This is a genomic window from Vibrio sp. KUL78 (genome assembly GCF_059725505.1).
This window is the reverse complement of record NZ_AP045837.1, coordinates 3,464,954-3,489,474: the sequence shown is the minus strand read 5'-3', so window position 1 is coordinate 3,489,474 and position 24,521 is coordinate 3,464,954. Positions and strand designations below refer to the sequence as shown.

At 48.1% G+C, this 24,521-nt stretch carries 17 protein-coding genes, 3 tRNA genes and 3 rRNA genes; 16 read left to right on the top strand and 7 right to left on the bottom strand.

What is annotated here, in order from left to right; genetic code table 11:
- Positions 1 to 526 precede the first annotated feature (526 nt).
- Positions 527 to 1,183 (bottom strand): LysE family translocator, encoded by a 657-nt coding sequence (locus AC6I8Y_RS16215; protein WP_112478781.1) that lies wholly within the window; start codon positions 1,181 to 1,183, stop codon positions 527 to 529.
- Positions 1,184 to 1,200: 17 nt separating this feature from the next.
- A complete protein-coding gene (gene rarD / locus AC6I8Y_RS16210) occupies positions 1,201 to 2,118 on the bottom strand; it encodes an EamA family transporter RarD (RefSeq protein ID WP_498020556.1) in 918 nt (305 codons plus the stop codon).
- A gap of 205 nt (positions 2,119 to 2,323) precedes the next feature.
- Between rarD and recQ the strand changes: the two genes are divergently transcribed.
- From recQ to AC6I8Y_RS16195, 3 genes are all read left to right on the top strand, one after another.
- Entirely contained in the window at positions 2,324 to 4,159 is a 1,836-nt protein-coding gene (recQ, locus tag AC6I8Y_RS16205) for an ATP-dependent DNA helicase RecQ (RefSeq protein WP_498020555.1), read from the top strand.
- A complete protein-coding gene (locus AC6I8Y_RS16200) occupies positions 4,152 to 4,454 on the top strand; it encodes a DUF3630 family protein (RefSeq protein WP_394154760.1) in 303 nt (100 codons plus the stop codon). Before recQ ends, AC6I8Y_RS16200 begins: the two co-directional genes overlap by 8 nt.
- 244 nt (positions 4,455 to 4,698) lie before the next feature.
- Positions 4,699 to 5,334, top strand: a complete 636-nt coding sequence (locus AC6I8Y_RS16195; protein WP_498021538.1) for a 7-cyano-7-deazaguanine/7-aminomethyl-7-deazaguanine transporter — start codon at positions 4,699 to 4,701, stop codon at positions 5,332 to 5,334.
- Between the two features lie 91 nt (positions 5,335 to 5,425).
- Here AC6I8Y_RS16195 and gppA read toward each other — a convergent pair whose 3' ends face one another.
- Together gppA and rhlB are read right to left on the bottom strand one after the other, a co-directional pair.
- Positions 5,426 to 6,922 (bottom strand): guanosine-5'-triphosphate,3'-diphosphate diphosphatase, encoded by a 1,497-nt coding sequence (gene gppA, locus AC6I8Y_RS16190; RefSeq protein ID WP_498020554.1) that lies wholly within the window; start codon positions 6,920 to 6,922, stop codon positions 5,426 to 5,428.
- A 50-nt stretch (positions 6,923 to 6,972) separates the two neighbouring features.
- Positions 6,973 to 8,265: an ATP-dependent RNA helicase RhlB gene (rhlB, locus tag AC6I8Y_RS16185; protein ID WP_498020553.1), complete on the bottom strand. Its 1,293-nt coding sequence runs from the start codon at positions 8,263 to 8,265 to the stop codon at positions 6,973 to 6,975.
- 108 nt (positions 8,266 to 8,373) lie between these two features.
- On the opposite strand from rhlB, the gene trxA reads away from it, so the two are divergent.
- From trxA to AC6I8Y_RS16120, 13 genes are all read left to right on the top strand, one after another.
- Positions 8,374 to 8,700: a thioredoxin TrxA gene (trxA, locus tag AC6I8Y_RS16180; protein WP_042478899.1), complete on the top strand. Its 327-nt coding sequence runs from the start codon at positions 8,374 to 8,376 to the stop codon at positions 8,698 to 8,700.
- Between the two features lie 192 nt (positions 8,701 to 8,892).
- Positions 8,893 to 10,152, top strand: a complete 1,260-nt coding sequence (gene rho / locus AC6I8Y_RS16175; RefSeq protein WP_042478896.1) for a transcription termination factor Rho — start codon at positions 8,893 to 8,895, stop codon at positions 10,150 to 10,152.
- 129 nt (positions 10,153 to 10,281) lie between these two features.
- Positions 10,282 to 11,280: a hypothetical protein gene (locus AC6I8Y_RS16170; RefSeq protein ID WP_498020552.1), complete on the top strand. Its 999-nt coding sequence runs from the start codon at positions 10,282 to 10,284 to the stop codon at positions 11,278 to 11,280.
- Between the two features lie 98 nt (positions 11,281 to 11,378).
- Positions 11,379 to 13,244, top strand: a complete 1,866-nt coding sequence (gene ubiD / locus AC6I8Y_RS16165; RefSeq protein ID WP_498020551.1) for a 4-hydroxy-3-polyprenylbenzoate decarboxylase — start codon at positions 11,379 to 11,381, stop codon at positions 13,242 to 13,244.
- Complete coding sequence (locus tag AC6I8Y_RS16160; RefSeq protein WP_234494928.1) at positions 13,241 to 13,513, top strand: 2Fe-2S iron-sulfur cluster-binding protein; 273 nt, start codon at positions 13,241 to 13,243, stop codon at positions 13,511 to 13,513. Before ubiD ends, AC6I8Y_RS16160 begins: the two co-directional genes overlap by 4 nt.
- Positions 13,514 to 13,525: 12 nt before the next feature.
- Positions 13,526 to 14,239 (top strand): NAD(P)H-flavin reductase, encoded by a 714-nt coding sequence (gene fre / locus AC6I8Y_RS16155; RefSeq protein WP_128649906.1) that lies wholly within the window; start codon positions 13,526 to 13,528, stop codon positions 14,237 to 14,239.
- Positions 14,240 to 14,788: 549 nt separating this feature from the next.
- Positions 14,789 to 16,342, top strand: a 16S ribosomal RNA gene (locus AC6I8Y_RS16150).
- A gap of 67 nt (positions 16,343 to 16,409) precedes the next feature.
- Positions 16,410 to 16,486, top strand: a tRNA-Ile gene (locus AC6I8Y_RS16145).
- Between the two features lie 40 nt (positions 16,487 to 16,526).
- Positions 16,527 to 16,602 (top strand) — tRNA-Ala (locus tag AC6I8Y_RS16140).
- A gap of 325 nt (positions 16,603 to 16,927) precedes the next feature.
- Positions 16,928 to 19,816: ribosomal RNA gene (locus AC6I8Y_RS16135) — 23S ribosomal RNA — on the top strand.
- Positions 19,817 to 19,944: 128 nt separating this feature from the next.
- A 5S ribosomal RNA gene (gene rrf, locus AC6I8Y_RS16130) occupies positions 19,945 to 20,060 on the top strand.
- The 16S, 23S and 5S rRNA genes sit together here with 3 tRNA genes alongside, the layout of an rRNA operon.
- Positions 20,061 to 20,130: 70 nt before the next feature.
- A tRNA-Ser gene (locus AC6I8Y_RS16125) sits at positions 20,131 to 20,221 on the top strand.
- A gap of 180 nt (positions 20,222 to 20,401) precedes the next feature.
- The gene (locus tag AC6I8Y_RS16120; protein ID WP_498020550.1) at positions 20,402 to 21,367 is read left to right on the top strand and encodes a phosphotransferase; all 966 of its coding nucleotides are present in this window, start codon (positions 20,402 to 20,404) and stop codon (positions 21,365 to 21,367) included.
- Positions 21,368 to 21,408: 41 nt separating this feature from the next.
- On the opposite strand, the gene AC6I8Y_RS16115 is transcribed toward AC6I8Y_RS16120, so the two are convergent.
- From AC6I8Y_RS16115 to AC6I8Y_RS16105, 3 genes are read right to left on the bottom strand one after another with little or no spacing between them, the layout of a single operon-like run.
- Complete coding sequence (locus tag AC6I8Y_RS16115) at positions 21,409 to 22,590, bottom strand: heme biosynthesis protein HemY (RefSeq protein ID WP_394154727.1); 1,182 nt, start codon at positions 22,588 to 22,590, stop codon at positions 21,409 to 21,411.
- A complete protein-coding gene (locus AC6I8Y_RS16110; RefSeq protein WP_252012931.1) occupies positions 22,590 to 23,774 on the bottom strand; it encodes a uroporphyrinogen-III C-methyltransferase in 1,185 nt (394 codons plus the stop codon). The genes AC6I8Y_RS16115 and AC6I8Y_RS16110 overlap by 1 nt, the downstream gene beginning before the upstream one ends.
- Positions 23,758 to 24,516 (bottom strand): uroporphyrinogen-III synthase, encoded by a 759-nt coding sequence (locus AC6I8Y_RS16105; RefSeq protein ID WP_394154724.1) that lies wholly within the window; start codon positions 24,514 to 24,516, stop codon positions 23,758 to 23,760. Before AC6I8Y_RS16105 ends, AC6I8Y_RS16110 begins: the two co-directional genes overlap by 17 nt.
- Positions 24,517 to 24,521: the final 5 nt, after the last annotated feature.

Here is a 24,521-nt window from a genome sequence, read left to right as displayed (position 1 = left end):
TGTAATCCGTCAGCTTAGTCCTTTCGTCGCCTTCCTAGCGGTGTCCTAATGATCTTATCCTGATCTGCTAACAATCCTCGTTAGCGCACTTCACTTGTTCCCTGAGCGGTGTCCCTGACATCATCCTGATGCTAAGTCCTTGCCTCATCCAGAGGTGTCCATTGTCTTTCCTTAGTAGTAACCATCCTAGTTACTATTGCGTCCATTCAATGTCCAATTTGCTTTCCATGCCGATCATTCATCCTGAATAACCGTATCTTCTTCCTGAAGATGCCCAAATCCGTGAGCGTTTCCTGTTCCGTGTCAGCATCCTTCCGACATGGTTAATATTAAACGAAACTGGCCTCGGAGCAATCCAGTTAAACGGTAATAATCCACTGTCTCAGCAAAGCGAAATTAGCTACATTCTAATAAAAACAAATGGTTATCTCGTTTTGGGGGTGAATGCTTGTAGCACGAAGCGATAAACACCTAAGGCTTTGTGAGAGATCTCGCACACGCTGCGTGTCGAATGGCGCAAAATACCCTAAAGGCCGGAAATCACCTGAGTGAAGATAGTCACACCAATTCCAGAAAACAGCACACCACATAGCCCATCAATGTAGATAGCCGCTGATCCAAGCTTACGCTGCATGCGCTTAGTCGATAGCGCCCAGGCTAAAAACGAGAACCAGGCCAAGGAAAGCGACCATAGAATTACGAGAGCCGCCACTTTACCCGGAATCGACATGGTTGATGGCACCAAGCTAGACATCAAACTAATAAAGAACACCAAGGCTTTCGGGTTGAGAATATTGGTGGTAAAGCCGCGAGAGAACGCCTGTCTTCGGCTAGAAAGCAGAAGACTAGGGTCATTGGCAAGGTCACTTGGCTGGTGGCGCTGTGCCCATCTACCCCATACGGAGCGCAAGGCGCCAATACCTAGGTAAAGCAAATAGCTGCCGCCAGCGATTTGCACCACGGCAAACAGCGTCGGGTGCTGATGAACGACATAGCTCACGCCCGTTAGACTGAAAATCGAGTGTAGCAAGATGCCAAATGACAGTCCCAGGGCAATATAAAAGCCAGTCTGGCGTCCAAATCGAGTCGCATTTTGTACCACGAGCGCAAAGTCTGGGCCCGGGCTCATGAGGGCAACAAAGTGCACCGTGGCGAGAGTGACTAGAATAGTGATTTCGTTCATTGTTTTCTGTGTCTGTATTACTGAGTTTTAGCCATTGTCTTCTTATTGCTGCGATTGGTTTTTAGTCCATCGAAGCTAAATACCACCAATGCACCCCAGATGAAGGCAAAGGTGAGCGCTTTATCTAAGGTAAAGGCTTCGCCATACACCAGTACGGCCAACAAGAACATTAAGCTCGGGCCAATGTATTGGAAAAAACCAAGAGTCGACAGCTTTAAGCGTGTCGCCGCACCGGTAAAGCACAGGAGTGGTAGCGTGGTGACGATACCTGCAGAGATAAGGAGGAGATTCAGTGTCGTGCTGTTATCCATCATATTTGACGTCGCCGTATCCGCGATAAATAGCACATAAATGGCGGCAGCTGGCAACATCACTAAGGTTTCAATGAATAGCCCGGTTTGAGCATCTAAACTGACTTTCTTGCGCAGCAAGCCGTAGAGGCCAAAGCTCATTGCTAGGGCGAGGGCAACAACGGGTACCGAGCCAAATGCAATAAGTTGAATCAGAACGCCAATGGTAGCAAGTGCGACGGCAAACCACTGTAGCTTTCGCAGTCGTTCACCTAAAAACAGCATGCCGAGTATCACGTTGATGAGCGGGTTAATGTAGTAACCCAGGCTAGCATCAAGCATGTGATTGGCGTTAACCGCCCAGATGAAGATAAGCCAATTAATACCAACGAGCAGAGCGGTGGTGACTAGGTAGCCCATCTTCTTCTTTGAGCGCAACACATCGCGAACGCTGCGCCAGCGTCGACCGAAGTGAAGTAAGACAGTCAGCAACACAAATGACCAGATCACTCGGTGGCTGAGAATTTCTAAGGGAGAAACGCTACTTAGTGCCTTAAAGTAGATAGGGGCGATACCCCACATTGTATAAGCACCGATAGCGAGCAGTACGCCTTGTTTGGCTCTTTGTTGTTCTTCTAATGACATGCAAATTTTCTCAAGAGCAGGTCTGTGACCTAAAAGGGGGAGGAAAGCGTTTGAGTATAACGTGTTGTAGAGTTTTGGACTATTTAATGCTCGATATGAAGCTACTTTTTCTTCACCCCGCAGAGCAAATTGAGTTTCCTTCAAGTGACAACCCCTCTACAATGTAGCGTTTTCGACCCATCAAAGACTTTCATCAGGATATTGCATGACAGCCGTACTCGCTGCAGAACAATCTGAATCACTACCCAGTTCGCAGTCGGTCTTAGAGTCCGTTTTCGGCTATCAAGAGTTCCGTCCGGGACAGCAAGAAGTTATCGACAGTGCTATTGCGGGCAACGATGGTCTCGTGATCATGCCAACCGGTGGCGGTAAATCTCTGTGCTATCAGATCCCTGCCTTGGTGAGACCCGGCGTGACTTTGGTTATCTCGCCACTGATTTCCCTGATGAAAGATCAAGTCGACCAGCTCAAGGCTGACGGCGTTGCTGCAGAGTGTATTAACTCGACTCAGTCGAGAGAGGCGTTGATTGATATCTATCGCCGCATGAACAGCGGGCAGATCAAGCTAGTGTATGTGTCGCCAGAGCGCGTGTTGATGCACGACTTCATCGAAAGGCTAGAGCATATTGAGCTGTCGATGATTGCTGTGGATGAAGCGCACTGTATTTCTCAGTGGGGGCACGACTTTCGCCCTGAGTATGCCGCGCTCGGTCGACTAAAAGAGCAATTTCCCTACGTACCCGTTGTGGCGCTGACAGCAACGGCCGACGATGCCACTCGCAAAGACATCATCCACAGGCTTAATCTACAAAACCCGCACGAATACTTGGGCAGTTTTGATAGACCTAATATCCGTTACACCTTGGTAGAGAAGCATAAGCCGGTCTCGCAGATCGTGCGCTTTCTTGGCGAGAACAAGGGCGGCAGCGGAATCATCTATTGTGGTAGCCGTAAGAAAGTGGAAATGCTCACCGAAAAGCTTTGTGGCAACCATATCCGAGCGGCAGGCTATCATGCTGGTATGGATACCGATGAGCGTGCTTATGTTCAAGATGCGTTTCAGCGTGATGACATTCAGGTCGTGGTCGCAACGGTGGCCTTTGGTATGGGTATCAATAAGCCGAACGTACGTTTCGTTGCTCACTTTGATATCCCGCGCAACATCGAATCTTATTACCAAGAGACCGGCCGAGCAGGACGTGATGGTTTGCCCGCAGAAGCGATGATGCTTTACGATCCTGCTGATATGGGCTGGCTGCGCCGCATGGTGGATGAAAAGCCTGAAGGACCACAAAAGCAGGTCGAGAATCACAAGCTTAACGCCATGAGTGCCTTTGCGGAGGCGCAAACTTGTCGTCGTCAGGTACTGCTTAATTACTTTGGAGAGTACCGAGAGCAGCCTTGCGGTAACTGCGATATCTGCTTGGATCCACCTAAGCACTTTGATGCCACCCAAGAGGCGCAGAAAGCACTCTCTTGTGTTTATCGCGTCAATCAAAGCTTTGGTATTAGCTACGTTGTGGAAGTGCTGCGTGGCATGTCGAATATCCGTATTCGCGAGCATGGGCATGACAAACTCACCACTTACGGTATTGGCCGCGACCATAGTCACGATTATTGGGTGAGTATCTTTAGGCAACTGGTCCACAAAGGGCTACTGAGTCAGAACATCACTCGCAACTCGACGTTGCAACTGACAGAAGAAGCGCGCCCTCTGCTGCGTGGTGATATCACGCTAGAGCTTGCCGTACCGAGACTTGATACCGCGGCGCGCAGCGCGAAATCCGATAAACTGGCGTCGAAACACTACGACAAGAAGCTGTTTGCCAAACTACGTAAACTACGTAAGTCAATTGCCGATGAAGATGGCTTGCCACCGTATGTGGTGTTCAGCGACGCCACCTTGATTGATATGGCGGAAATTTTACCAACCTCTTATGGTGAAATGCTCGCCGTGAATGGGGTGGGTGAGCGCAAGCTTGAAAAGTATGCCGATCCTTTCCTCGACTTAATACAGGAGCACTTAACTGGTCATGGCTGATTTTGGTCTTCGTGAATATATTGAAGAGGAAGGTAAGCTACTTATTGTCACGCCTTCTTTTGATTTTGATAGCTTTGATTCATTAGCGATGTTGATGCTCGACCAGCTCGGCGCAACTGTGGTGGAAAAGCAATGGGATGCAGACATTCACTCTTGGCTGGTGGATTTTGAAGGCTGCCGTATGCTGTTAAAAGGTGAGCACTACAGTGAATCAATGTGGCTTGAGGCTTTAGATATCTCTGCGAGCAAAGAAGAGTTTGATTTCTTAGCGGGGCTATTTCGTCGCGGCTTTTGACATAACGCATTCCGTCGTTAGCTCGAAAACGTTTGCTCTATTATCCTCTATTGCGCGTTAAATTGATTAATGTATAATCGCCCGCCGCTGAGCTTAGTTAATGAAACAATGAGTTAAATAAGCGGCACAACAAACCATTTTATTAGTCACTCGAGGCTTTGCCTCAACTTGGGTTCCCTCAACCCCAAGCAAAACGAAAAAGGTACAATATGAACCCGTTTTCCCCGCGCAGCAGCGCAAAGCCCTGACATTTCTTGTTTTATTTCACTTGGTGATCATCGCATCCAGTAATTACTTGGTGCAGCTACCGTTTACTATTTTCGGTTTCCACACCACGTGGGGCGCATTTACTTTCCCATTTATTTTCCTTGCAACCGATCTGACCGTACGTATCTTTGGTGCTGGTTTAGCCCGTAAGATCATCTTCTTGGTCATGCTGCCTGCGTTGGCGGTGTCGTATGGATTATCGGTATTGTTCTTTGAAGGGCAGTTCCAAGGCTTTGGACACTTAGGTGAATTTAACCTGTTTGTTGCTCGTATCGCGGCGGCAAGTTTTATGGCTTACCTGCTGGGACAAATCCTAGATGTGCATGTCTTCAACCGTCTGCGCCAAATGAAGCAGTGGTGGGTGGCTCCGACATGTTCAACCCTGTTTGGTAACGCGCTGGATACGCTGGCTTTCTTTGCTATCGCATTCTACCAAAGCCCAGATCCGTTTATGGCAGAGCACTGGACGGAGATCGCCTTGGTTGACTACGGCTTTAAGCTGGTGATCAGTCTCGGCCTGTTCGTTCCTATGTACGGCGTGCTGCTCAACTTCTTGGTGAAGAAGCTTACCGCAGTGAACCCAGAGTTAAAGGTGACCGGCGTAAAAGCCTAACGAGTCTCTAGAAGCTAAAAACAAAAAATCCCGAACTGTTTGGTTCGGGATTTTTTTTCACAGTAATCAGCTTGAGCCGCTTGAATCAGGCTTAGACCGCCTGAATCGTCAGTGGCCAACCGGCATCTGACTGTCGGTTAGACTCGATTTCCAGCTCTGCCGCTGACAGAGGATGGGCTTCTAACCACTGCTTATCAATAGAGAGCGTTAGGCTGTTGCCCTCACACTGCACCGCAAATTGAGGCTGCAGATCACGCTGACGGCGGTGAGTAATGATCACCGATAAGCGTAGCAGTCGCAGTACGCGCTCGGCACTTTGTGTCGATAGAGCATGCTGCGATGGTAGTGGTGTCAGTTGGTCTTTGTATCGACGAACCACTTCAGCAAGTAGATGTTTTTGCGCACGAGTGAAACCCGGCAAATCTAAGTTCTGAAGTAAGTACGCACTATGCTCACCGGCCTTTTTAAAGTCTAAGGTGAGGCCGATTTCGTGCAGTTTTGATGCAGCTTCGAGCAGTGCAATGGCATGTGGCTCTTCAATCCAGCTTTCATTACCACAGCTCACCAATAAGCTGGTGGCAGTAGCAGCAACTTGATCGCCGTATTCCACATCGAGCTGACAACGGGTTTGCACGCTGTTGATAGTGCGTGCACGAATGTCATCTTGTTGCAGCTCTTTAACCATGTCATACACCATTCCCTCGCGCAGCGCACCGCCCGCAAGCGTCATGGAGTCGATATTGAGTAGTTCAAAAATGGCAATCAGGATAGATAGGCCGCTTGGGAACACCAAAGCACGTTCTAGCGTTAGGCCATCAATGTCGAGCTCTTCAAGATGATCAGCTTGCATCGCTTGTTTTTGCAGGCGCTTGAGTTTGGCATGAGTGATGACCTCATCCATACCTTGCGCCAGCATGATCTCTTGCAGAGCTTGAACTGTACCACTGGCACCCACACACACGTCCCAGCCCAATCCCTGATACTGCTCTAGAATTGGGGCGAGTGTCTGTTTGGCGCCTTCGATAGCGCGTTCGAAGTTGGCTTTGTTCAGTTGGCGGTCTTTAAAGAAACGCTCTAACCAAGTCACGCAGCCCATTTTTAAGCTGGTCAATGCTTTTGGCTCGAACCCTTCGCCAATAATAAGCTCAGTACTGGCACCGCCAATATCGACCACAAGGCGACGGCCAGTGCCGCCAGACGTATGAGCCACACCTTTATAGATGGTCGCTGCTTCTTCTTCACCGCTGATCACTTGGATTGGGTAACCCAAGATTTGATTAGCTTTCTCTAAGAAAACATCAACGTTAGTTGCAGTACGAAGCGTGGCGGTGCCAACAATACGGATGTTTTCTTGTGGGATGTCCTGAAGTCTTTCCGCGAAAAGACTAAGGCATTCCCAACCACGCTGCATTGCTTCTTGACTGAGAGCCATCTCATCATCAAGGCCTGCGGCCAAACGCACTTTGCGCTTAATCTTGGCCATGGTCTGAATGCTGCCATCGATATGACGTACAACCAACATATGGAAACTGTTGGAGCCAAGATCGATAGCTGCATACAAAGGTGAAGAATTCACTGCGAGACTCATAAAAACTGCTTACTTCCTGTTCAGATTACTGCTTATGTCAGATCTCGGTCTTAAGACCTTGGCGATCTTGGCCTTCTTTGAGGCTTTCTGTTCGATGGTCGTGAACCACCTGTATTCGTGCGACGAGGACCTGAGTTGCGGCTCTTCATAACAAGTGGAGCAGGTAGCTCGGTCAACAGTGCGCTTGAGTCATAGTCAGACACTGGGATTGAGTGCTCGATATACTCTTCAATCGCTGGTAGGTTGATCGCGTACTCTTCACAAGCAAAGCTGATTGAGTGACCACTTGCACCAGCACGACCTGTACGGCCAATACGGTGAACGTAATCTTCACAGTCGTCAGGTAGGTCGTAGTTGAATACGTGCGTCACTTGCGGGATATGTAGACCACGCGCTGCAACGTCCGTCGCAACCAGAATATCCACATCACCTTTTGTGAATTGCTCAAGGATCTTTTCACGCTTCTTCTGTGGTACATCACCAGTCAAAAGACCAACACGGTGACCATCAGCAGCAAGGTGGCCCCATACTTTTTCACACTTGTGTTTAGTGTTGGCAAAGATAATGGCGCGATCAGGCCATTCTTCCTCAATTAGCGTCTGTAGTAGAGCCATCTTTTCATTGTTTGATGGGTAGAACAGCTCTTCTTGAATGCGGTGACCGGTCTTTTGTTCAGGCTCAACAACCACGTGCTCAGGGTTATGCATATGTTCGAACGCTAGTTCTTGTACGCGGTATGACAAGGTAGCAGAGAACAGCATGTTGAGACGGTCTTTAGGCTCAGGCATACGGCGGAACAAAAAGCGAATGTCTTTAATAAAGCCAAGGTCGAACATACGATCGGCTTCATCAAGAACTACAGCTTGAATGTTGTTGAGGTTAAAGACACGCTGCTTATAGAAGTCGATAATACGTCCACAGGTACCGATAAGGATATCGACGCCCTGTTCAAGCTTAGCAAGCTGCTTGTCGTAGCTATCACCACCGTACGCAAGTGCTGTTTTCAGACCCGTGCTTTCAATGAGCGGCTTGGCATCATTGTGGATCTGGATAGCAAGTTCGCGCGTTGGAGCCATGATGATCGCGCGCGGTTGTGTCGCTTTGCGGCCTTCATGTTCAGGCGTATTTAACAGATGGTTAAAGGTAGCAGTGAGAAACGCAAGCGTTTTCCCCGTCCCGGTTTGGGCCTGTCCTGCAATATCTTGGCCGGCGAGCAGTACCGGCAGCGCCAAGGCTTGGATAGGGGTACAGTATTCGAACCCTTTTTTTTCCAATCCTTCAATGATTTGCGGGTGCAAATCTAAATCGGCGAACTTTTGCTCTGTGATATGCGTCTTTTTCATCGGTATAGAATATCAGCTTAAGCTTGCAATACGAAGGTAAATACATTCCAATAGGAGATCTAATTGTTGGTGATTATCTCATCAATACAAAAAATATCGGAGTGAAAGATGAGTGAAAAGATTTTGCAGCTAACGGATGACGGTTTTGAAACTGACGTAATTAATGCTGCAGGCCCGGTTCTTGTTGACTTCTGGGCGGAGTGGTGTGGTCCTTGTAAGATGATTGCCCCAATCCTCGATGAAATCGCAGATGAGTACGAAGGCAAACTCACTATCGGCAAGCTAAACATCGACCAAAACGCAGGTACTCCACCTAAGTTTGGTATTCGTGGCATTCCAACGCTACTACTTTTCAAAGATGGCGGAGTGGCAGCAACTAAGGTTGGCGCACTGTCAAAAACTCAGCTAAAAGAGTTCTTAGACGAGAACTTATAATGAGAAGTAACGAAAACCGTGTATCTTAACAAATACACGGTTTTGTTTTTTTCAAAGCTAGACTAGACTCTTTTTTAGTGATAATTTATCGCACGTTAATTAAACAAGTGTTCACTTCTTGGTCGATCCTGTGACCAAATCCTTCTTAACAACAAAACAGATCCTATTTTGACTAAACAAACATCCACCACAATGAACTTAACAGAATTGAAGAACAGACCTGTTTCTGAGCTCGTTAAACTTGGCGAATCTCTTGGTCTGGAAAACTTAGCTCGTCTGCGTAAGCAAGACATCATCTTCGCCATCTTAAAAGCCCATGCGAAAAGTGGTGAAGATATCTTTGGTGACGGGGTCTTAGAGATTCTTCAAGATGGTTTTGGTTTCCTGCGTAGCGCAGACAGTTCATACCTTGCTGGCCCAGATGATATCTACGTTTCTCCAAGTCAGATCCGTCGTTTCAACCTGCGTACAGGTGACTCGATTGCCGGTAAGATTCGCCCACCAAAAGATGGCGAGCGCTATTTCGCACTTCTAAAAGTAAACACTGTTAACGCTGACAAGCCAGATAACGCACGTAACAAGATCCTGTTTGAAAACCTAACCCCTCTGCATGCTAATGAGCGCATGACTATGGAGCGTGGTAACGGTTCAACAGAAGACATTACTGCACGTGTTCTTGATCTCGCGTCTCCAATCGGTAAAGGTCAACGTGGTCTCATCGTTGCACCACCTAAAGCGGGTAAAACCATGCTGCTGCAAAACATTGCGCAGAGCATTGCCCACAACCACCCTGAATGTGAATTGATGGTTCTTCTTATCGACGAACGTCCGGAAGAAGTAACTGAGATGCAGCGCCTAGTTAAAGGTGAAGTAGTGGCATCGACGTTTGATGAGCCAGCATCTCGTCACGTTCAAGTTGCAGAGATGGTTATCGAGAAAGCGAAGCGTCTTGTTGAACACAAGAAAGACGTGGTTATCCTACTGGATTCTATCACTCGTCTAGCTCGTGCTTACAACACGGTAGTACCTTCATCAGGTAAGGTTCTAACTGGTGGTGTTGACGCGAACGCACTACACCGTCCTAAGCGTTTCTTCGGTGCAGCTCGTAACGTAGAAGAAGGCGGCAGCCTAACTATCATCGCAACAGCGCTAGTCGATACTGGTTCTAAGATGGATGAAGTTATCTACGAAGAGTTTAAAGGTACAGGTAACATGGAACTGCACCTAAACCGTAAGATTGCTGAAAAGCGTGTCTTCCCAGCGATTGACTTCAACCGTTCAGGTACACGTCGTGAAGAGTTACTAACGAAAGCCGATGAGCTGCAGAAGATGTGGATCCTACGTAAGATTGTTCACCCAATGGGCGAAATCGATGCGATGGAATTCCTAATCGACAAGCTTGCAATGACTAAGACTAACGATGAGTTCTTTGACGCGATGCGTCGCCAGTAATCGTTAAACTTGTCCGCAAAGCGGACAACGAGTCTCAAATTTTAAACGTCACCCTTATGGGGTGACGTTTTTGTTTGCACTTCCCCTGTTTCACGCGCACAATACTGAGTGTGTTAACAGGAGGTTAATATGCTACAAGGATGGTTAGCGTCTTTACTCCTCGTATTGGCAGTGTCATTTTCACAGCCAGTTTATGCGTCTAAGGAAATGACGCAGCAGGAGGTTGATCACTGGATGCAAAGCCCTGTGGTTTTGCAGAAAGTAGACGATTTTTTATTGTTGGTAGAACAAGACGATACCGACAGCCTCAGATTCGCGTTAAATCGACTCGCGTTGCCTCAGCAAGAGGTAGCGAGATTTTTGCTGCTCAAGCACCTTGAAGACAGTGAGCGTATTCTTTCCCCTAAAATGGCCATTTTCGTACAAAGCCAAAAATCCTTACCGCCTACTTATACTATGCTCGAGCGCGGTGATGGTTATGAATTTTCGATCCCTGCGTTTAATTATCCCGCCATATCAGCGCGTCTAATAAAGCGTTGGAACAGCGACCAAAAAACCTTGGAATTTATCCTTCAGGCTGAAAGTGAACAGCTAGTTTTGCGTGATTGGTTGTCACAGGGCAGTGATTATGAACGTAAGATTCGCGAAGACCTGCTTGTCAAAGAGTTTGACAGCTTGTCACCCAAAGCCAACGCCTATATTACACAACAGCTTACCGATGCCAAGATCACGGAATGGTTGCCATCAACACGAGTTTTAGTACGTATGGCTCAAGTTAACGAAGACGAAGCTCTGTATGACTTACTGTGGAAAATGCGCGCCGACTATCATAGCCAAGCAGAGCTAGAGAGGCTGGCGAGTGTCTCTTCACCGTTTGCACAGAAGCAGATCATGGCGGCCGCACGTAACCCTAGTCTCAAGCGTCAGGCCATCACTGAGCTCGCTCAAATTTCGCCACTCCCAAGTGAGGTAAAAACCTTCTTGGTGACGCGAATGACCAGAGTTGAAGATGCAAGCTTTGTGGCGACACAGCTAGCGCAGAATGGTCACAGCGGTTGGGTAAGAGATGTGCTTTCGACCAATAGCCAGGTGAAATCGAGTCTTATTTTGCAGGCGTTGTCGAACTAACTGAATTTGTTTACCTCTTAGGTTAGCTGAGAGGACATTTCGCTAGATGATAGATTTACGTATATAATGGCACCATCTTTCAAGGCGAAGTATCCCCTATGATTTACAAGGACTTACGTGATTTCACACAGCACCTGGAAAGCCAGGGGCTGCTCAAGCGCATCTCGCATCCCGTCGACCCTGATTATGAAATGACGGAGATCAGCGATAGGACTCTGCGAGCTGGTGGACCGGCATTGCTGTTCGAAAATCCAATCGGCTACGACATGCCGGTATTGACTAATCTCTTCGGCACGCCAAAGCGAGTGGCGATGGGGATGGGACGAGAGCAAGTATCCGAGCTTAGAGAAGTAGGTAAACTACTGGCCTACCTAAAAGAACCAGAGCCACCTCGTGGATTTAAAGACGCGATCAATAAAATCCCTCTCTTCAAGAAAGTGCTGCACATGCCGGCCAAAAGGCTGCGTAAAGCGGCTTGCCAGCAAGTCGTTTGGCAAGGTGATGAGGTCGATCTTGATAAAATCCCGGTGATGAGTTGCTGGCCTGATGATGTCGCCCCCTTGCTAACGTGGGGACTAACAGTCACTAAAGGACCAAATAAGAAGCGTCAAAATCTAGGTATCTATCGCCAACAAAAGATAGCTAAGAATAAGATCATCATGCGATGGCTTGCGCATCGCGGTGGTGCACTCGATCTAAGAGACTGGATGGAAACCAATCCAGGAAAACCGTTCCCAGTCTCAGTCGCATTTGGCGCTGACCCGGCTACCATTCTTGGGGCGGTCACACCCGTACCTGACACATTGTCTGAATATGCCTTCGCTGGATTGCTGCGTGGCGAACGTACTGAAGTGGTCAAATCGATTAGTAACGATCTTGAAGTGCCAGCGAGTGCGGAAATTGTTCTTGAGGGTTATATCGATCCGCAAGAATTTGCCGATGAAGGTCCGTATGGAGACCACACCGGTTACTACAACGAAAAAGAAAAGCACCATGTCTTTACTATCACGCACATTACTATGCGTGAAAACCCTATCTATCACAGCACTTATACAGGTCGTCCGCCTGATGAACCGGCTGTACTTGGGGTGTCGCTGAACGAAGTCTTCGTGCCGATCTTGCAAAAGCAGTTCCCGGAAATAGAAGACTTCTATCTTCCGCCAGAAGGATGTTCGTACCGTATGGCGGTGGTAACAATGAAGAAGCAATACCCAGGGCACGCCAAGCGCGTCATGATGGGGGTATGGTCTTTCTTGCGACAATTCATGTACACCAAGTTTGTGATTGTGTGTGATGAAAGCGTTGATGGCCGCGATTGGCAGCAAGTCACGCAAGCCATGAATGACCATATGGTACCGAGTCGCGATACCTTGATGATTGAAAGCACACCGATAGATTCTTTGGACTTTGCGTCTCCTGTGACAGGTCTAGGTTCCAAAATGGGACTGGATGCCACGATTAAGTGGGATGCAGAATTAGAACTGGAAGCGGCCAAGTATCAAACGGTACAAGATATCGAGTGCTCGAATAGTTGGGATGAAACCGTATTGACGAAACAGGTTACAGCTCAATATCCAGAGGTGACTGACTTGTATATTGCACCGGGAACGGGTACAAATCGTATGGTACTGCTGACTCTAAATAAGCAACGCGCAGGTCAAGCTATTGAGGTAATGAAAGGAGTAGAGGCTATACTCTCACCTTATCTGGCGACTAAGTTTATTGTTGCCTGTGACCAAGACGTGAACGTGCGTGATTGGAATGATGTGATTTGGGCAATCACCACGAGAATGGACCCGTCCAGAGATACATTGCTGGTCAACGATAGCACCTCTAGAGCTTATTTAGATGCAACCAATAAACTTGAAGACGAAGTGACGCGTGAGTGGGGCATACCAATTAAAAAAGACCCAGCATTGGTTGCAAAGATAGACAGCATTTGGGATGAACTCAATATCCTATGACAAAGCGAGTAGTGCTCAAGCCTCAAAACCTTGAGTTTATAGTCGAAGAAGGGCAGACAGTATTAGAGGCTGCGCTCAACCAGAATCTTGCTTTTCCTCACCGCTGCCAGGTGGGGGCCTGCGCTTCTTGTTTATGCCGTATCGAGTCGGGTACGGTGGACTATGATTTGGAACCATTACTTACCGAGAAAGAAAAGCAGCAAGGTTGGATGTTCTCCTGCCTTGCTTATCCAAAGAGTGATTTGGTGATCACCTTTGGAGACGAATAAAAGAGATAAACCATGACCATCAATTGTAAAGTTAAGTCTATTGAGCCTTTAGCAGCGAATACCTATCAAATTTTGCTGCACCCAGAACAGCCTGTTAGCTTTAAAGCAGGTCAGTATTTAATGGTAGTAATGGGAGAGGCCGACAAGCGTCCTTTCTCTATTGCTAGCAGCCCTTGCCGTCATGAAGGCGAGATTGAACTCCATATTGGTGCTGCTGAGCACAATGCTTATGCGCTAGAAGTGGTTGAGTCAATGAAACATGCACTTGAAGTGGGTGGCGACATTCAGATTGATGCCCCTCATGGCGAAGCATGGATTCGTGAAGATAGCCAACGCCCAATTCTATTGATTGCTGGTGGCACTGGCTTTAGCTATGTACGTTCTATTCTTGATCACTGTATTAGCCAAAACATTGCGCAGCCTATCTATCTATACTGGGGTGGTCGCGATGAAGCTCAGCTATATGCTAAACAAGAGCTAACTGACATCGCTAATGCTCATGAGCGCATTCAGTTCATTCCTGTTATTGAAGAAACTTTGGCTGAGTGGACCGGTAAACAAGGCAACGTACTTCAAGCTGTCAGTGATGATTTTGATTCACTGGCTGATTTCGATATCTATATAGCAGGCCGTTTCGAAATGGCTGGCGCTGCACGTGAACAGTTCACGCAAAACAAGCAGGCAAAATCAGATCACATGTATGGTGATGCGTACGCATTTATCTAATTGTTAGTGATTTGTGGCTAAAAGGAGAGTTTTTATACTCTCCTTTTTGTTTTTTGATGGTATTTCAATCAAAAGAACGTTTTTTCTAAAAAATATTGAAAAAGGGGTTGCGCGGCTTCTCATTCTCCCTATAATGCGCACCACACCAAACGGGAGGGCAGCAAAGCAAGAGCCCAACAGGTTTGGAGGGCAAAAAGCCTAAGCGAAAATAATTTGAAAAAGTGGTTGACACGACAAGTTATCTAGTTAAAATGGCCGCCCACTTCGAGAGAAAAGCCGAAAGGCTCAAAAACGAAAGTTTAGCTTCTTGAAGAAACGTTCTTTAAAAATTTAAACCTATCAATCTGTGTGGGCACTCGTTGATGATAATCAAATTAGATTCTTCTCTTAATAAAGAGGGGTATCAAATTAGGTTTTCAATGAACTGAGTGACCAATCAAGTCGAAAGACTTGGCACAGTCAATTCATTATCGTTCTGTTGGAACGATAATGGCTTTAGATTACTTAAGGTAGTTTAAAGTCAGTATTCATTGAGCCGAACAAAATCTTAAATTGAAGAGTTTGATCATGGCTCAGATTGAACGCTGGCGGCAGGCCTAACACATGCAAGTCGAGCGGAAACGAGTTAACTGAACCTTCGGGGAACGTTAACGGCGTCGAGCGGCGGACGGGTGAGTAATGCCTGGGAAATTGCCCTGATGTGGGGGATAACCATTGGAAACGATGGCTAATACCGCATAATAGCTTCGGCTCAAAGAGGGGGACCTTTTAGGCCTCTCGCGTCAGGATATGCCCAGGTGGGATTAGCTAGTTGGTGAGGTAATGGCTCACCAAGGCGACGATCCCTAGCTGGTCTGAGAGGATGATCAGCCACACTGGAACTGAGACACGGTCCAGACTCCTACGGGAGGCAGCAGTGGGGAATATTGCACAATGGGCGCAAGCCTGATGCAGCCATGCCGCGTGTGTGAAGAAGGCCTTCGGGTTGTAAAGCACTTTCAGTCGTGAGGAAGGCGTTGTAGTTAATAGCTGCATCGTTTGACGTTAGCGACAGAAGAAGCACCGGCTAACTCCGTGCCAGCAGCCGCGGTAATACGGAGGGTGCGAGCGTTAATCGGAATTACTGGGCGTAAAGCGCATGCAGGTGGTTAGTTAAGTCAGATGTGAAAGCCCGGGGCTCAACCTCGGAACTGCATTTGAAACTGGCTGACTAGAGTACTGTAGAGGGGGGTAGAATTTCAGGTGTAGCGGTGAAATGCGTAGAGATCTGAAGGAATACCGGTGGCGAAGGCGGCCCCCTGGACAGATACTGACACTCAGATGCGAAAGCGTGGGGAGCAAACAGGATTAGATACCCTGGTAGTCCACGCCGTAAACGATGTCTACTTGGAGGTTGTGGCCTTGAGCCGTGGCTTTCGGAGCTAACGCGTTAAGTAGACCGCCTGGGGAGTACGGTCGCAAGATTAAAACTCAAATGAATTGACGGGGGCCCGCACAAGCGGTGGAGCATGTGGTTTAATTCGATGCAACGCGAAGAACCTTACCTACTCTTGACATCCAGAGAACTTAGCAGAGATGCTTTGGTGCCTTCGGGAACTCTGAGACAGGTGCTGCATGGCTGTCGTCAGCTCGTGTTGTGAAATGTTGGGTTAAGTCCCGCAACGAGCGCAACCCCTTATCCTTGTTTGCCAGCACTTCGGGTGGGAACTCCAGGGAGACTGCCGGTGATAAACCGGAGGAAGGTGGGGACGACGTCAAGTCATCATGGCCCTTACGAGTAGGGCTACACACGTGCTACAATGGCGCATACAGAGGGCGGCCAACTTGCGAAAGTGAGCGAATCCCAAAAAGTGCGTCGTAGTCCGGATTGGAGTCTGCAACTCGACTCCATGAAGTCGGAATCGCTAGTAATCGTGGATCAGAATGCCACGGTGAATACGTTCCCGGGCCTTGTACACACCGCCCGTCACACCATGGGAGTGGGCTGCAAAAGAAGTGGGTAGTTTAACCTTCGGGAGGACGCTCACCACTTTGTGGTTCATGACTGGGGTGAAGTCGTAACAAGGTAGCCCTAGGGGAACCTGGGGCTGGATCACCTCCTTATACGAATAGATTATTGCGATGAGTGTTCACACAGATTGATACGGTTTATGAATTAAAGACGATGCTTGGGTCTGTAGCTCAGGTGGTTAGAGCGTTCGCCTGATAAGCGAGAGGTCGGTGGTTCAAGTCCACTCAGACCCACCAATCTTCCTCCCAGATGATTGGCGGTAAGCATCACACTGATGGGGCTATAGCTCAGCTGGGAGAGCGCCTGCCTTGCACGCAGGAGGTCAGCAGTTCGATCCTGCTTAGCTCCACCATCTTTAAGCACATTTCTTTTTAATAGAAAGTCTTAAGTGTTCTTAAAAATGGTTCTTTATGAATCAAGCTCTTTAAAAATTTGGAAAGCTGACGAATAACATTTGATTAATGTTATTCAATTAAAAGTTCTCAAATCCTAATTCTTAGAATTAGGTACCAACACACATTCAAGTGTTCTTGGGAATTACGAAAGTAATTCATATTTGAGTCCGGCAAAATCGAGTCTGCATCATGTATAAAAATTGCAGACAACTTTGGTTGTTTGACCGTTTGCTTTCACTTTTCAAAAGTGAAGACAAATAGAAAGACCCTTTGGGGTTGTATGGTTAAGTGACTAAGCGTACACGGTGGATGCCTTGGCAGTCAGAGGCGATGAAAGGCGTAATAACTTGCGATAAGCTCAGATTAGGTAGTAATAACCTGTGAGTCTGAGATTCCTGAATGGGGAAACCCACCTGCATAAGTAGGTATCGCTGAGTGAATACATAGCTCAGCGAGGCGAACCGGGGGAACTGGAAACATCTAAGTACCCCGAGGAAGAGAAATCAACCGAGATTCCGAAAGTAGCGGCGAGCGAAATTGGATTAGCCCTTAAGCTTTTAATGAGACAGGTGAAGGCTCTGGAAAGTGCCGCGATACAGGGTGATAGCCCCGTAACCGACATCTCATCATCAGTGAAATCGAGTAGGGCGGGACACGTGATATCCTGTCTGAATATGGGGGACCATCCTCCAAGGCTAAATACTACTGACTGACCGATAGTGAACCAGTACCGTGAGGGAAAGGCGAAAAGAACCCCTGTGAGGGGAGTGAAATAGAACCTGAAACCGTGTACGTACAAGCAGTAGGAGCACCTTCGTGGTGTGACTGCGTACCTTTTGTATAATGGGTCAGCGACTTATATTCAGTGGCAAGGTTAACCGTTTAGGGGAGCCGTAGGGAAACCGAGTCTTAACTGGGCGTTCAGTCTCTGGATATAGACCCGAAACCAGGTGATCTAGCCATGGGCAGGTTGAAGGTTGAGTAACATCAACTGGAGGACCGAACCGACTAATGTTGAAAAATTAGCGGATGACTTGTGGCTAGGGGTGAAAGGCCAATCAAACCTGGAGATAGCTGGTTCTCCCCGAAATCTATTTAGGTAGAGCCTCGGACGAATACTACTGGGGGTAGAGCACTGTTAAGGCTAGGGGGTCATCCCGACTTACCAACCCTTTGCAAACTCCGAATACCAGTAAGTACTATCCGGGAGACACACGGCGGGTGCTAACGTCCGTCGTGGAGAGGGAAACAACCCAGACCGCCAGCTAAGGTCCCAAATTATAGCTAAGTGGGAAACGATGTGGGAAGGCTTAGACAGCTAGGATGTTGGCTTAGAAGCAGCCATCATTTAAAGAAAGCGTAATAGCTCACTAGTCGAGTCGGCCTGCGCGGAAGATGTAACGGGGCTAAGCTATAAACCGAAGCTGCGGCAATATACTTTGTATATTGGGTAGGGGAGCGTTCTGTAAGCCGTTGAAGGTGAACTGTAAGGTTTGCTGGAGGTATCAGAAGTGCGAATGCTGACATGAGTAACGATAAAGGGGGTGAAAAACCTCCTCGCCGGAAGACCAAGGGTTCCTGTCCAACGTTAATCGGGGCAGGGGTGAGTCGACCCCTAAGGCGAGGCCGAAAGGCGTAGTCGATGGGAAACGGGTTAATATTCCCGTACTTCTTACAATTGCGATGGGGGGACGGAGAAGGCTAGGTGGGCCTGGCGACGGTTGTCCAGGTTCAAGTGCGTAGGCTTAAGAGTTAGGTAAATCCGGCTCTTTTTAAGGCTGAGACACGATGTCGAGCTACTACGGTAGTGAAGTCATTGATGCCATGCTTCCAGGAAAAGCCTCTAAGCTTCAGATTGTAAGGAATCGTACCCCAAACCGACACAGGTGGTCGGGTAGAGAATACCAAGGCGCTTGAGAGAACTCGGGTGAAGGAACTAGGCAAAATGGTACCGTAACTTCGGGAGAAGGTACGCTCCTCGCGGTGAAGTCCCTTGCGGATGGAGCTATGGGGAGTCGCAGATACCAGGTGGCTGCAACTGTTTATTAAAACACAGCACTGTGCAAAATCGTAAGATGACGTATACGGTGTGACGCCTGCCCGGTGCCGGAAGGTTAATTGATGGGGTTAGACTTCGGTCGAAGCTCTTGATCGAAGCCCCGGTAAACGGCGGCCGTAACTATAACGGTCCTAAGGTAGCGAAATTCCTTGTCGGGTAAGTTCCGACCTGCACGAATGGCGTAATGATGGCCACGCTGTCTCCACCCGAGACTCAGTGAAATTGAAATCGCTGTGAAGATGCAGTGTACCCGCGGCTAGACGGAAAGACCCCGTGAACCTTTACTACAGCTTGGCACTGAACATTGACCCTACATGTGTAGGATAGGTGGGAGGCTTTGAAACTAGTACGCCAGTATTAGTGGAGCCGTCCTTGAAATACCACCCTTGTAGTGTTGATGTTCTAACGTTGGCCCCTTATCGGGGCTGCGGACAGTGCCTGGTGGGTAGTTTGACTGGGGCGGTCTCCTCCCAAAGAGTAACGGAGGAGCACGAAGGTGGGCTAATCACGGTTGGACATCGTGAGGTTAGTGCAATGGCATAAGCCCGCTTGACTGCGAGAATGACAATTCGAGCAGGTGCGAAAGCAGGTCATAGTGATCCGGTGGTTCTGAATGGAAGGGCCATCGCTCAACGGATAAAAAGGTACTCCGGGGATAACAGGCTGATACCGCCCAAGAGTTCATATCGACGGCGGTGTTTGGCACCTCGATGTCGGCTCATCACATCCTGGGGCTGAAGTCGGTCCCAAGGGTATGGCTGTTCGCCATTTAAAGTGGTACGCGAGCTGGGTTTAGAACGTCGTGAGACAGTTCGGTCCCTATCTGCCGTGGGCGTTGGAAGATTGAAGGGGGCTGCTCCTAGTACGAGAGGACCGGAGTGGACGAACCTCTGGTGTTCGGGTTGTGATGCCAATCGCATTGCCCGGTAGCTAAGTTCGGAATCGATAACCGCTGAAAGCATCTAAGCGGGAAGCGAGCCCTGAGATGAGTCTTCCCTGGCACTTTAAGTGTCCTAAAGGGTTGTTCGAGACTAGAACGTTGATAGGCAGGGTGTGTAAGCGTTGTGAGGCGTTGAGCTAACCTGTACTAATTGCCCGTGAGGCTTAACCATACAACACCCAAAGGGTTTTGATGGACTCAAAGTAAGAACATTGAATGTGTATGAGAACGCATTAACAGCTTTCCAGATTATTTTGGCTTTTAGCTTTTTTGAAAAGCTGAAGACCAAAGCAGAATTTGCTTGGCGACCATAGCGTTGTGGACCCACCTGATTCCATGCCGAACTCAGAAGTGAAACGCAATAGCGCCGATGGTAGTGTGGGGCTTCCCCATGTGAGAGTAGGACATCGCCAGGCTTTAAATACTGTTACTTGCAATAGTAAGTAACCACATCATCAGTGTACTAATCTGTTGATGACAATTTGTGGAGAGATGGCTGAGTGGTCGAAAGCACCGGTCTTGAAAACCGGCAACCGTTAATAGCGGTTCTAGGGTTCAAATCCCTATCTCTCCGCCACATTAGAAAGCCCGCTGAGAAATCAGCGGGCTTTTTTCTTATCTGCAATTCCTCAAAAACCCCATACTTACTACTTACCTGACTAACCCTTCCGTTTAATGGTATTGTCTGTCACAGTGAGCATCAGTTTCTATTTCTAGAGGTATCTGAGGTTTGAGTTCCAGCCCGTATGAGCCAACGTTGGCAATAAAAAAACTGATTGGTGAAACGCATCGAGTAATCTCTAAAGAGCCGATACAGAGCCTTTGGAGTGGCTATGGACAGTTGTTTAGAGTAACTACGGACAATCCAGGGCTGCCAAGTATGGTCATTAAGTCAATCGACTTGCCAGAGCTGGCGCCGGAGTATCATCCGAAAGGATGGAACACCCAGTTATCGAACGAGAGGAAATTGAAGTCCTATCAGGTTGAGTTTAATTGGTATCTGCAATACGTCTCTCAAATGCCTTTTGGCTGGGCACCAGGCTGTTTAGCAGCGATCAACCATGGTTCGCACTATGATCTCGTTTTGGAGGATCTCAGGCTTCAAGAACGTGCGAGAGTGGTAAAAAAGCCAACGACGGATGAAGTAAAAGCCGTATTGAGCTGGCTAGCCCGCTTTCATGCCTTTTGGCTCGATACGAAGCCTTTAGGCCTTTGGGAGCAGGGAACCTATTGGCATTTGCCTACCCGCCCCGACGAATGGCAAGCAATGACGCCAAGCCGATACAAACAGGCAGCTAAGCGTATTGATGACATACTTAATCGCTGTCGATATCAGACCTTGGTGCATGGTGATGCGAAGCTTGCCAATTTTTGCTTTAATCAATCAGGCTCACAAGTCAGCGCGGTGGATTTCCAATACGTTGGCGGTGGTGTGGGCGTAAAAGATGTGGCTCTGTTCTTCACTACAGTACTCAACTTCGATGATACGCAGCTATCGATCGATGACTATGTCGAGTTTTACTTTCAAGCGCTGAAGGTGGCTTTAGAGGAATATCAACCCGACGTTGACTCTAATGATGTGTGTCAGGAGTGGCGCGCGTTATTGGGGCTGGCATGGGCGGATTATCAACGATTTTTGCTTGGTTGGAGCCCCGTTCATACCAGAGTGAATGCCTTTACCAATCGACTTACGCTTCAAGCATTAGACGATTTCCAGCTGTAAAAAAGCTCCCAAGGGAGCTTTTTTAAGCATAGACAGATAGCTTAGTTACTTTCGATTAGGGTCAATGCCTTACGAGAAACTTCCCCTGCTGCTTTAGTCAGATTCTGCTTCTCTAACGTGTCTGCTAAGTAAGCATAGTCAGAGACATCTGGGCGGATAGATAGCGCACGCTCGAAATGACGCTGTGCTTCTGGCCATTTTTCATCACGGAAATAGAACTGTGCTAATGCGCTTTGTGCTTTTGCATTATCTGGTTGCTTCTTCACGACATCTTCGAGCATCACAACAACGGGATGCGCGTCTGCTAGGTTAAGTTCTGGTAGCAACGTATACAGCTCGTCATGCCCCTGCTTCTTGAGCGTCTCTTTGATAACAGTGAACGCTTCTGCGTCTGCCTTACGAGCGATAAGCTGCTTGGTGAAGCATCCGACTAAGTGCGTGCTTTGGCGTGTCTTACGAGGTAGTTTATTCCAATGGCTGATTAAGCCTTCACTGCCTTGCTGGCTTGCAATATCCTCTAGCAGGCCACATTGAGCTCGTTCTTCTAATTCCGCTTGCTCTTCAGTATCGATAAGTTTTGCTTTGTTTAGCTTAGGCAGAAGATCAATCAGAGCCTGCCATTCGCCAAGCTCACGATAGGTTGTCTTCAGTAGGCTTAAAACGATGGTGTTACTTGGGTGTTCAGCTTTTAATGTCTCAAGAGTCGACGCTGCGACTTCCCATTCTTCTTCGCGGACTGCTTGTTTAGCTCGAGTAAGCTGCACGGCCAGCTCAGAGTTTTCTTGTTGAGAAGCAAGATCTAGGTAGTGGTCACGCTTTGCTTTATCACCTTGTCCCAAGGCTGCCTCTGACGCTACCAGATAACACAGTAGTGGCATGTCGTGGTAATTCGCCCAGCGAGTTACTTTCTTCTCTGCGAGCTTCCAGTCACCCTCTAGTAGCTTAACGATACCCTCATTGGTATAGCGGCGAGAGCGACGCATTTTGCGCACACTAAAGTAATTAAAGGTGGTCACACTGGTGTAGAGGATTTTCTTGATGATGTACTCAAGTAGAAACAGTGCTGCAAGCGCAGCGATCACAAACACCACAAGCGTGGTGACACTCATCTCGATGGTCTTATCAGCAATCGAGATCAGCACATAGCCTTGTTGACCTGAAAACTGCGTGCCAACAAATAGACCTGCGCCAAGGACGACGAAGAGAAAAATTAATCGAATCATTATTTCTCCTCCGTGATGATGGTAGTGACTTCACGGCGTAAACGCTCGCTGATCACGTCAGACAGTTTCGCTTGCGTTTCCAGCTTAACTGGATAGTCGACCTGAATGTTTTGCTGACTAAGCTTGCCAAGTGCTGCGTTAAACTCTTTGACGCTGTTGTTATCCATATCAAAGAAGGATTCTGACCACTCTTCAGCCGTCTCTAGCGACATCTTGTAGATCTCACCTTGCTCCTCGTAGGTCGCGCGAATCGCGGTCTCGATTTTAGACTTGATGTTCTCTCTCAAATAGAAGTGCTGCTCAGGAGACAATAGCGGAATCACGTTACCGTCACGACTACGGAAGGTAATAAAGTTTTCTGAGAAATCCTTCAGTGATGTCATTAGGTTGTCTTGCCAGTCATAGATGTCTTGCGATACCTGGCGCTTCTCAACAGCAGGGGCATCAGGAAGGATCGCATTAGCCAGCGGAAGTTGGTCGACTTGGCGTTGCAGTGAGGTTAAGCGTAGTACTAGCCCGTCACGGTCAATCAAAGGCACGGTACGAAGCTTAGTAATGTCGTTTGCCATGGATTGACGTAGGGATACAAGGCTTGGGTCGTTTAGCGCCGCGATACGTTGGTCCGCACTTTCCATCAAGCGTGTCGCACTGACGACATCATGCTCCAAAAACAGTTTGCGACCCGCGAGTTTAACCAGGTAATCCGCTTCCGCTAACAGCCAGTCATTTGGACGGCGACCTTTCACATCCGCCACGGCAAGTTGTAGGCTTTCAATGCTCTTTTTCTGCTGCCCAAGCACGACTTCGGCTTTGTGGGTCATGGTTTTCGCTTGTTCCAGGGTATCTGCCTGAACCTGCTGCATCTCAGAGCTCAACGAGCTTTGTGATGCTTTAATCTGTGCTTCAAGCCTTGCAATGCGAGCTTCATAATCGCCCGCTTGCTTTTGCATCATGAACGTCATGCCACCACCAAGTAGCAGTGCAAGGATAATGGCAGCGGTACCGAGTTTCACCCCGCGCTTACCCTGCTTTTCTTCAAATTCAGGTGATTTAGGTTGCGGGCTTTCTGCTTCCGATGCTGGCGCTTCAGGCTCGATCGATTCTTGGGTGTTCTCTGGGGCTAGAGTAGTAACGTCTTGTTTGTCTTCAGACTGGATTTGCTCGTCTTTATTTTTGTTCGTCATTGTTAAGTCCTGTTTTTAGACGCTGGAGAGCAGCAAATAGAGTAGAGTTCGATGCACCTTGGGTGTTCGTTACGTTATTAAATCCCTGTGTCATCGCGAGATTAGCGATTCGTTCACTTGGAACCAAAAGCTGATGTTGTCTTAACCAGTCATGGTTTGACTCTGGTACTTGAGACAGCAAATATTCAAGTTGTTCACCGCTTGTGACCACTAACGTGTCAGTTTTACTATCTTGCCAGTGCTCGAGGGTTTGTTTATCGAACGAGCGATACTGACGCTGATACATTTCCAGATATTGCACATATGCACCGCGTTTCGTCAACTGCTCGTAAATGAGTTCACGCCCGCCATTACCTCGGAGGATGGTCACGACCTGTCCTGAAATCTGTGCAAGCTCTGGCAAAGCGAGCAGGTGCTCACTGTCGCTTATCGAGGGATAGTTTACGTTTTGTTGTACCAGTTTGCTTAATTCATGTGCGGTTTTTTGACCAACGCCAAGATAAATAGCCTGTTTAGGCGCGCAAACGGAGGTGCGGTTGAGGTAGTGCTCTAGGCCTTGCACTGCGTATTGGCTGACGGCGATGACGATGTCTGATTGACAAAAGTGCGCACTGTCGGCTGCTTGAATAGTGGGAAAAGAAATGTCAATAAGAGGATAGTGGAGGGCAAAGCCCCCCATACGTTCGATTTGTTTACAGAGTTCGGCACCTTGGGTTTCAGGCCTTGTTACCAGTACTCTCATCTCGC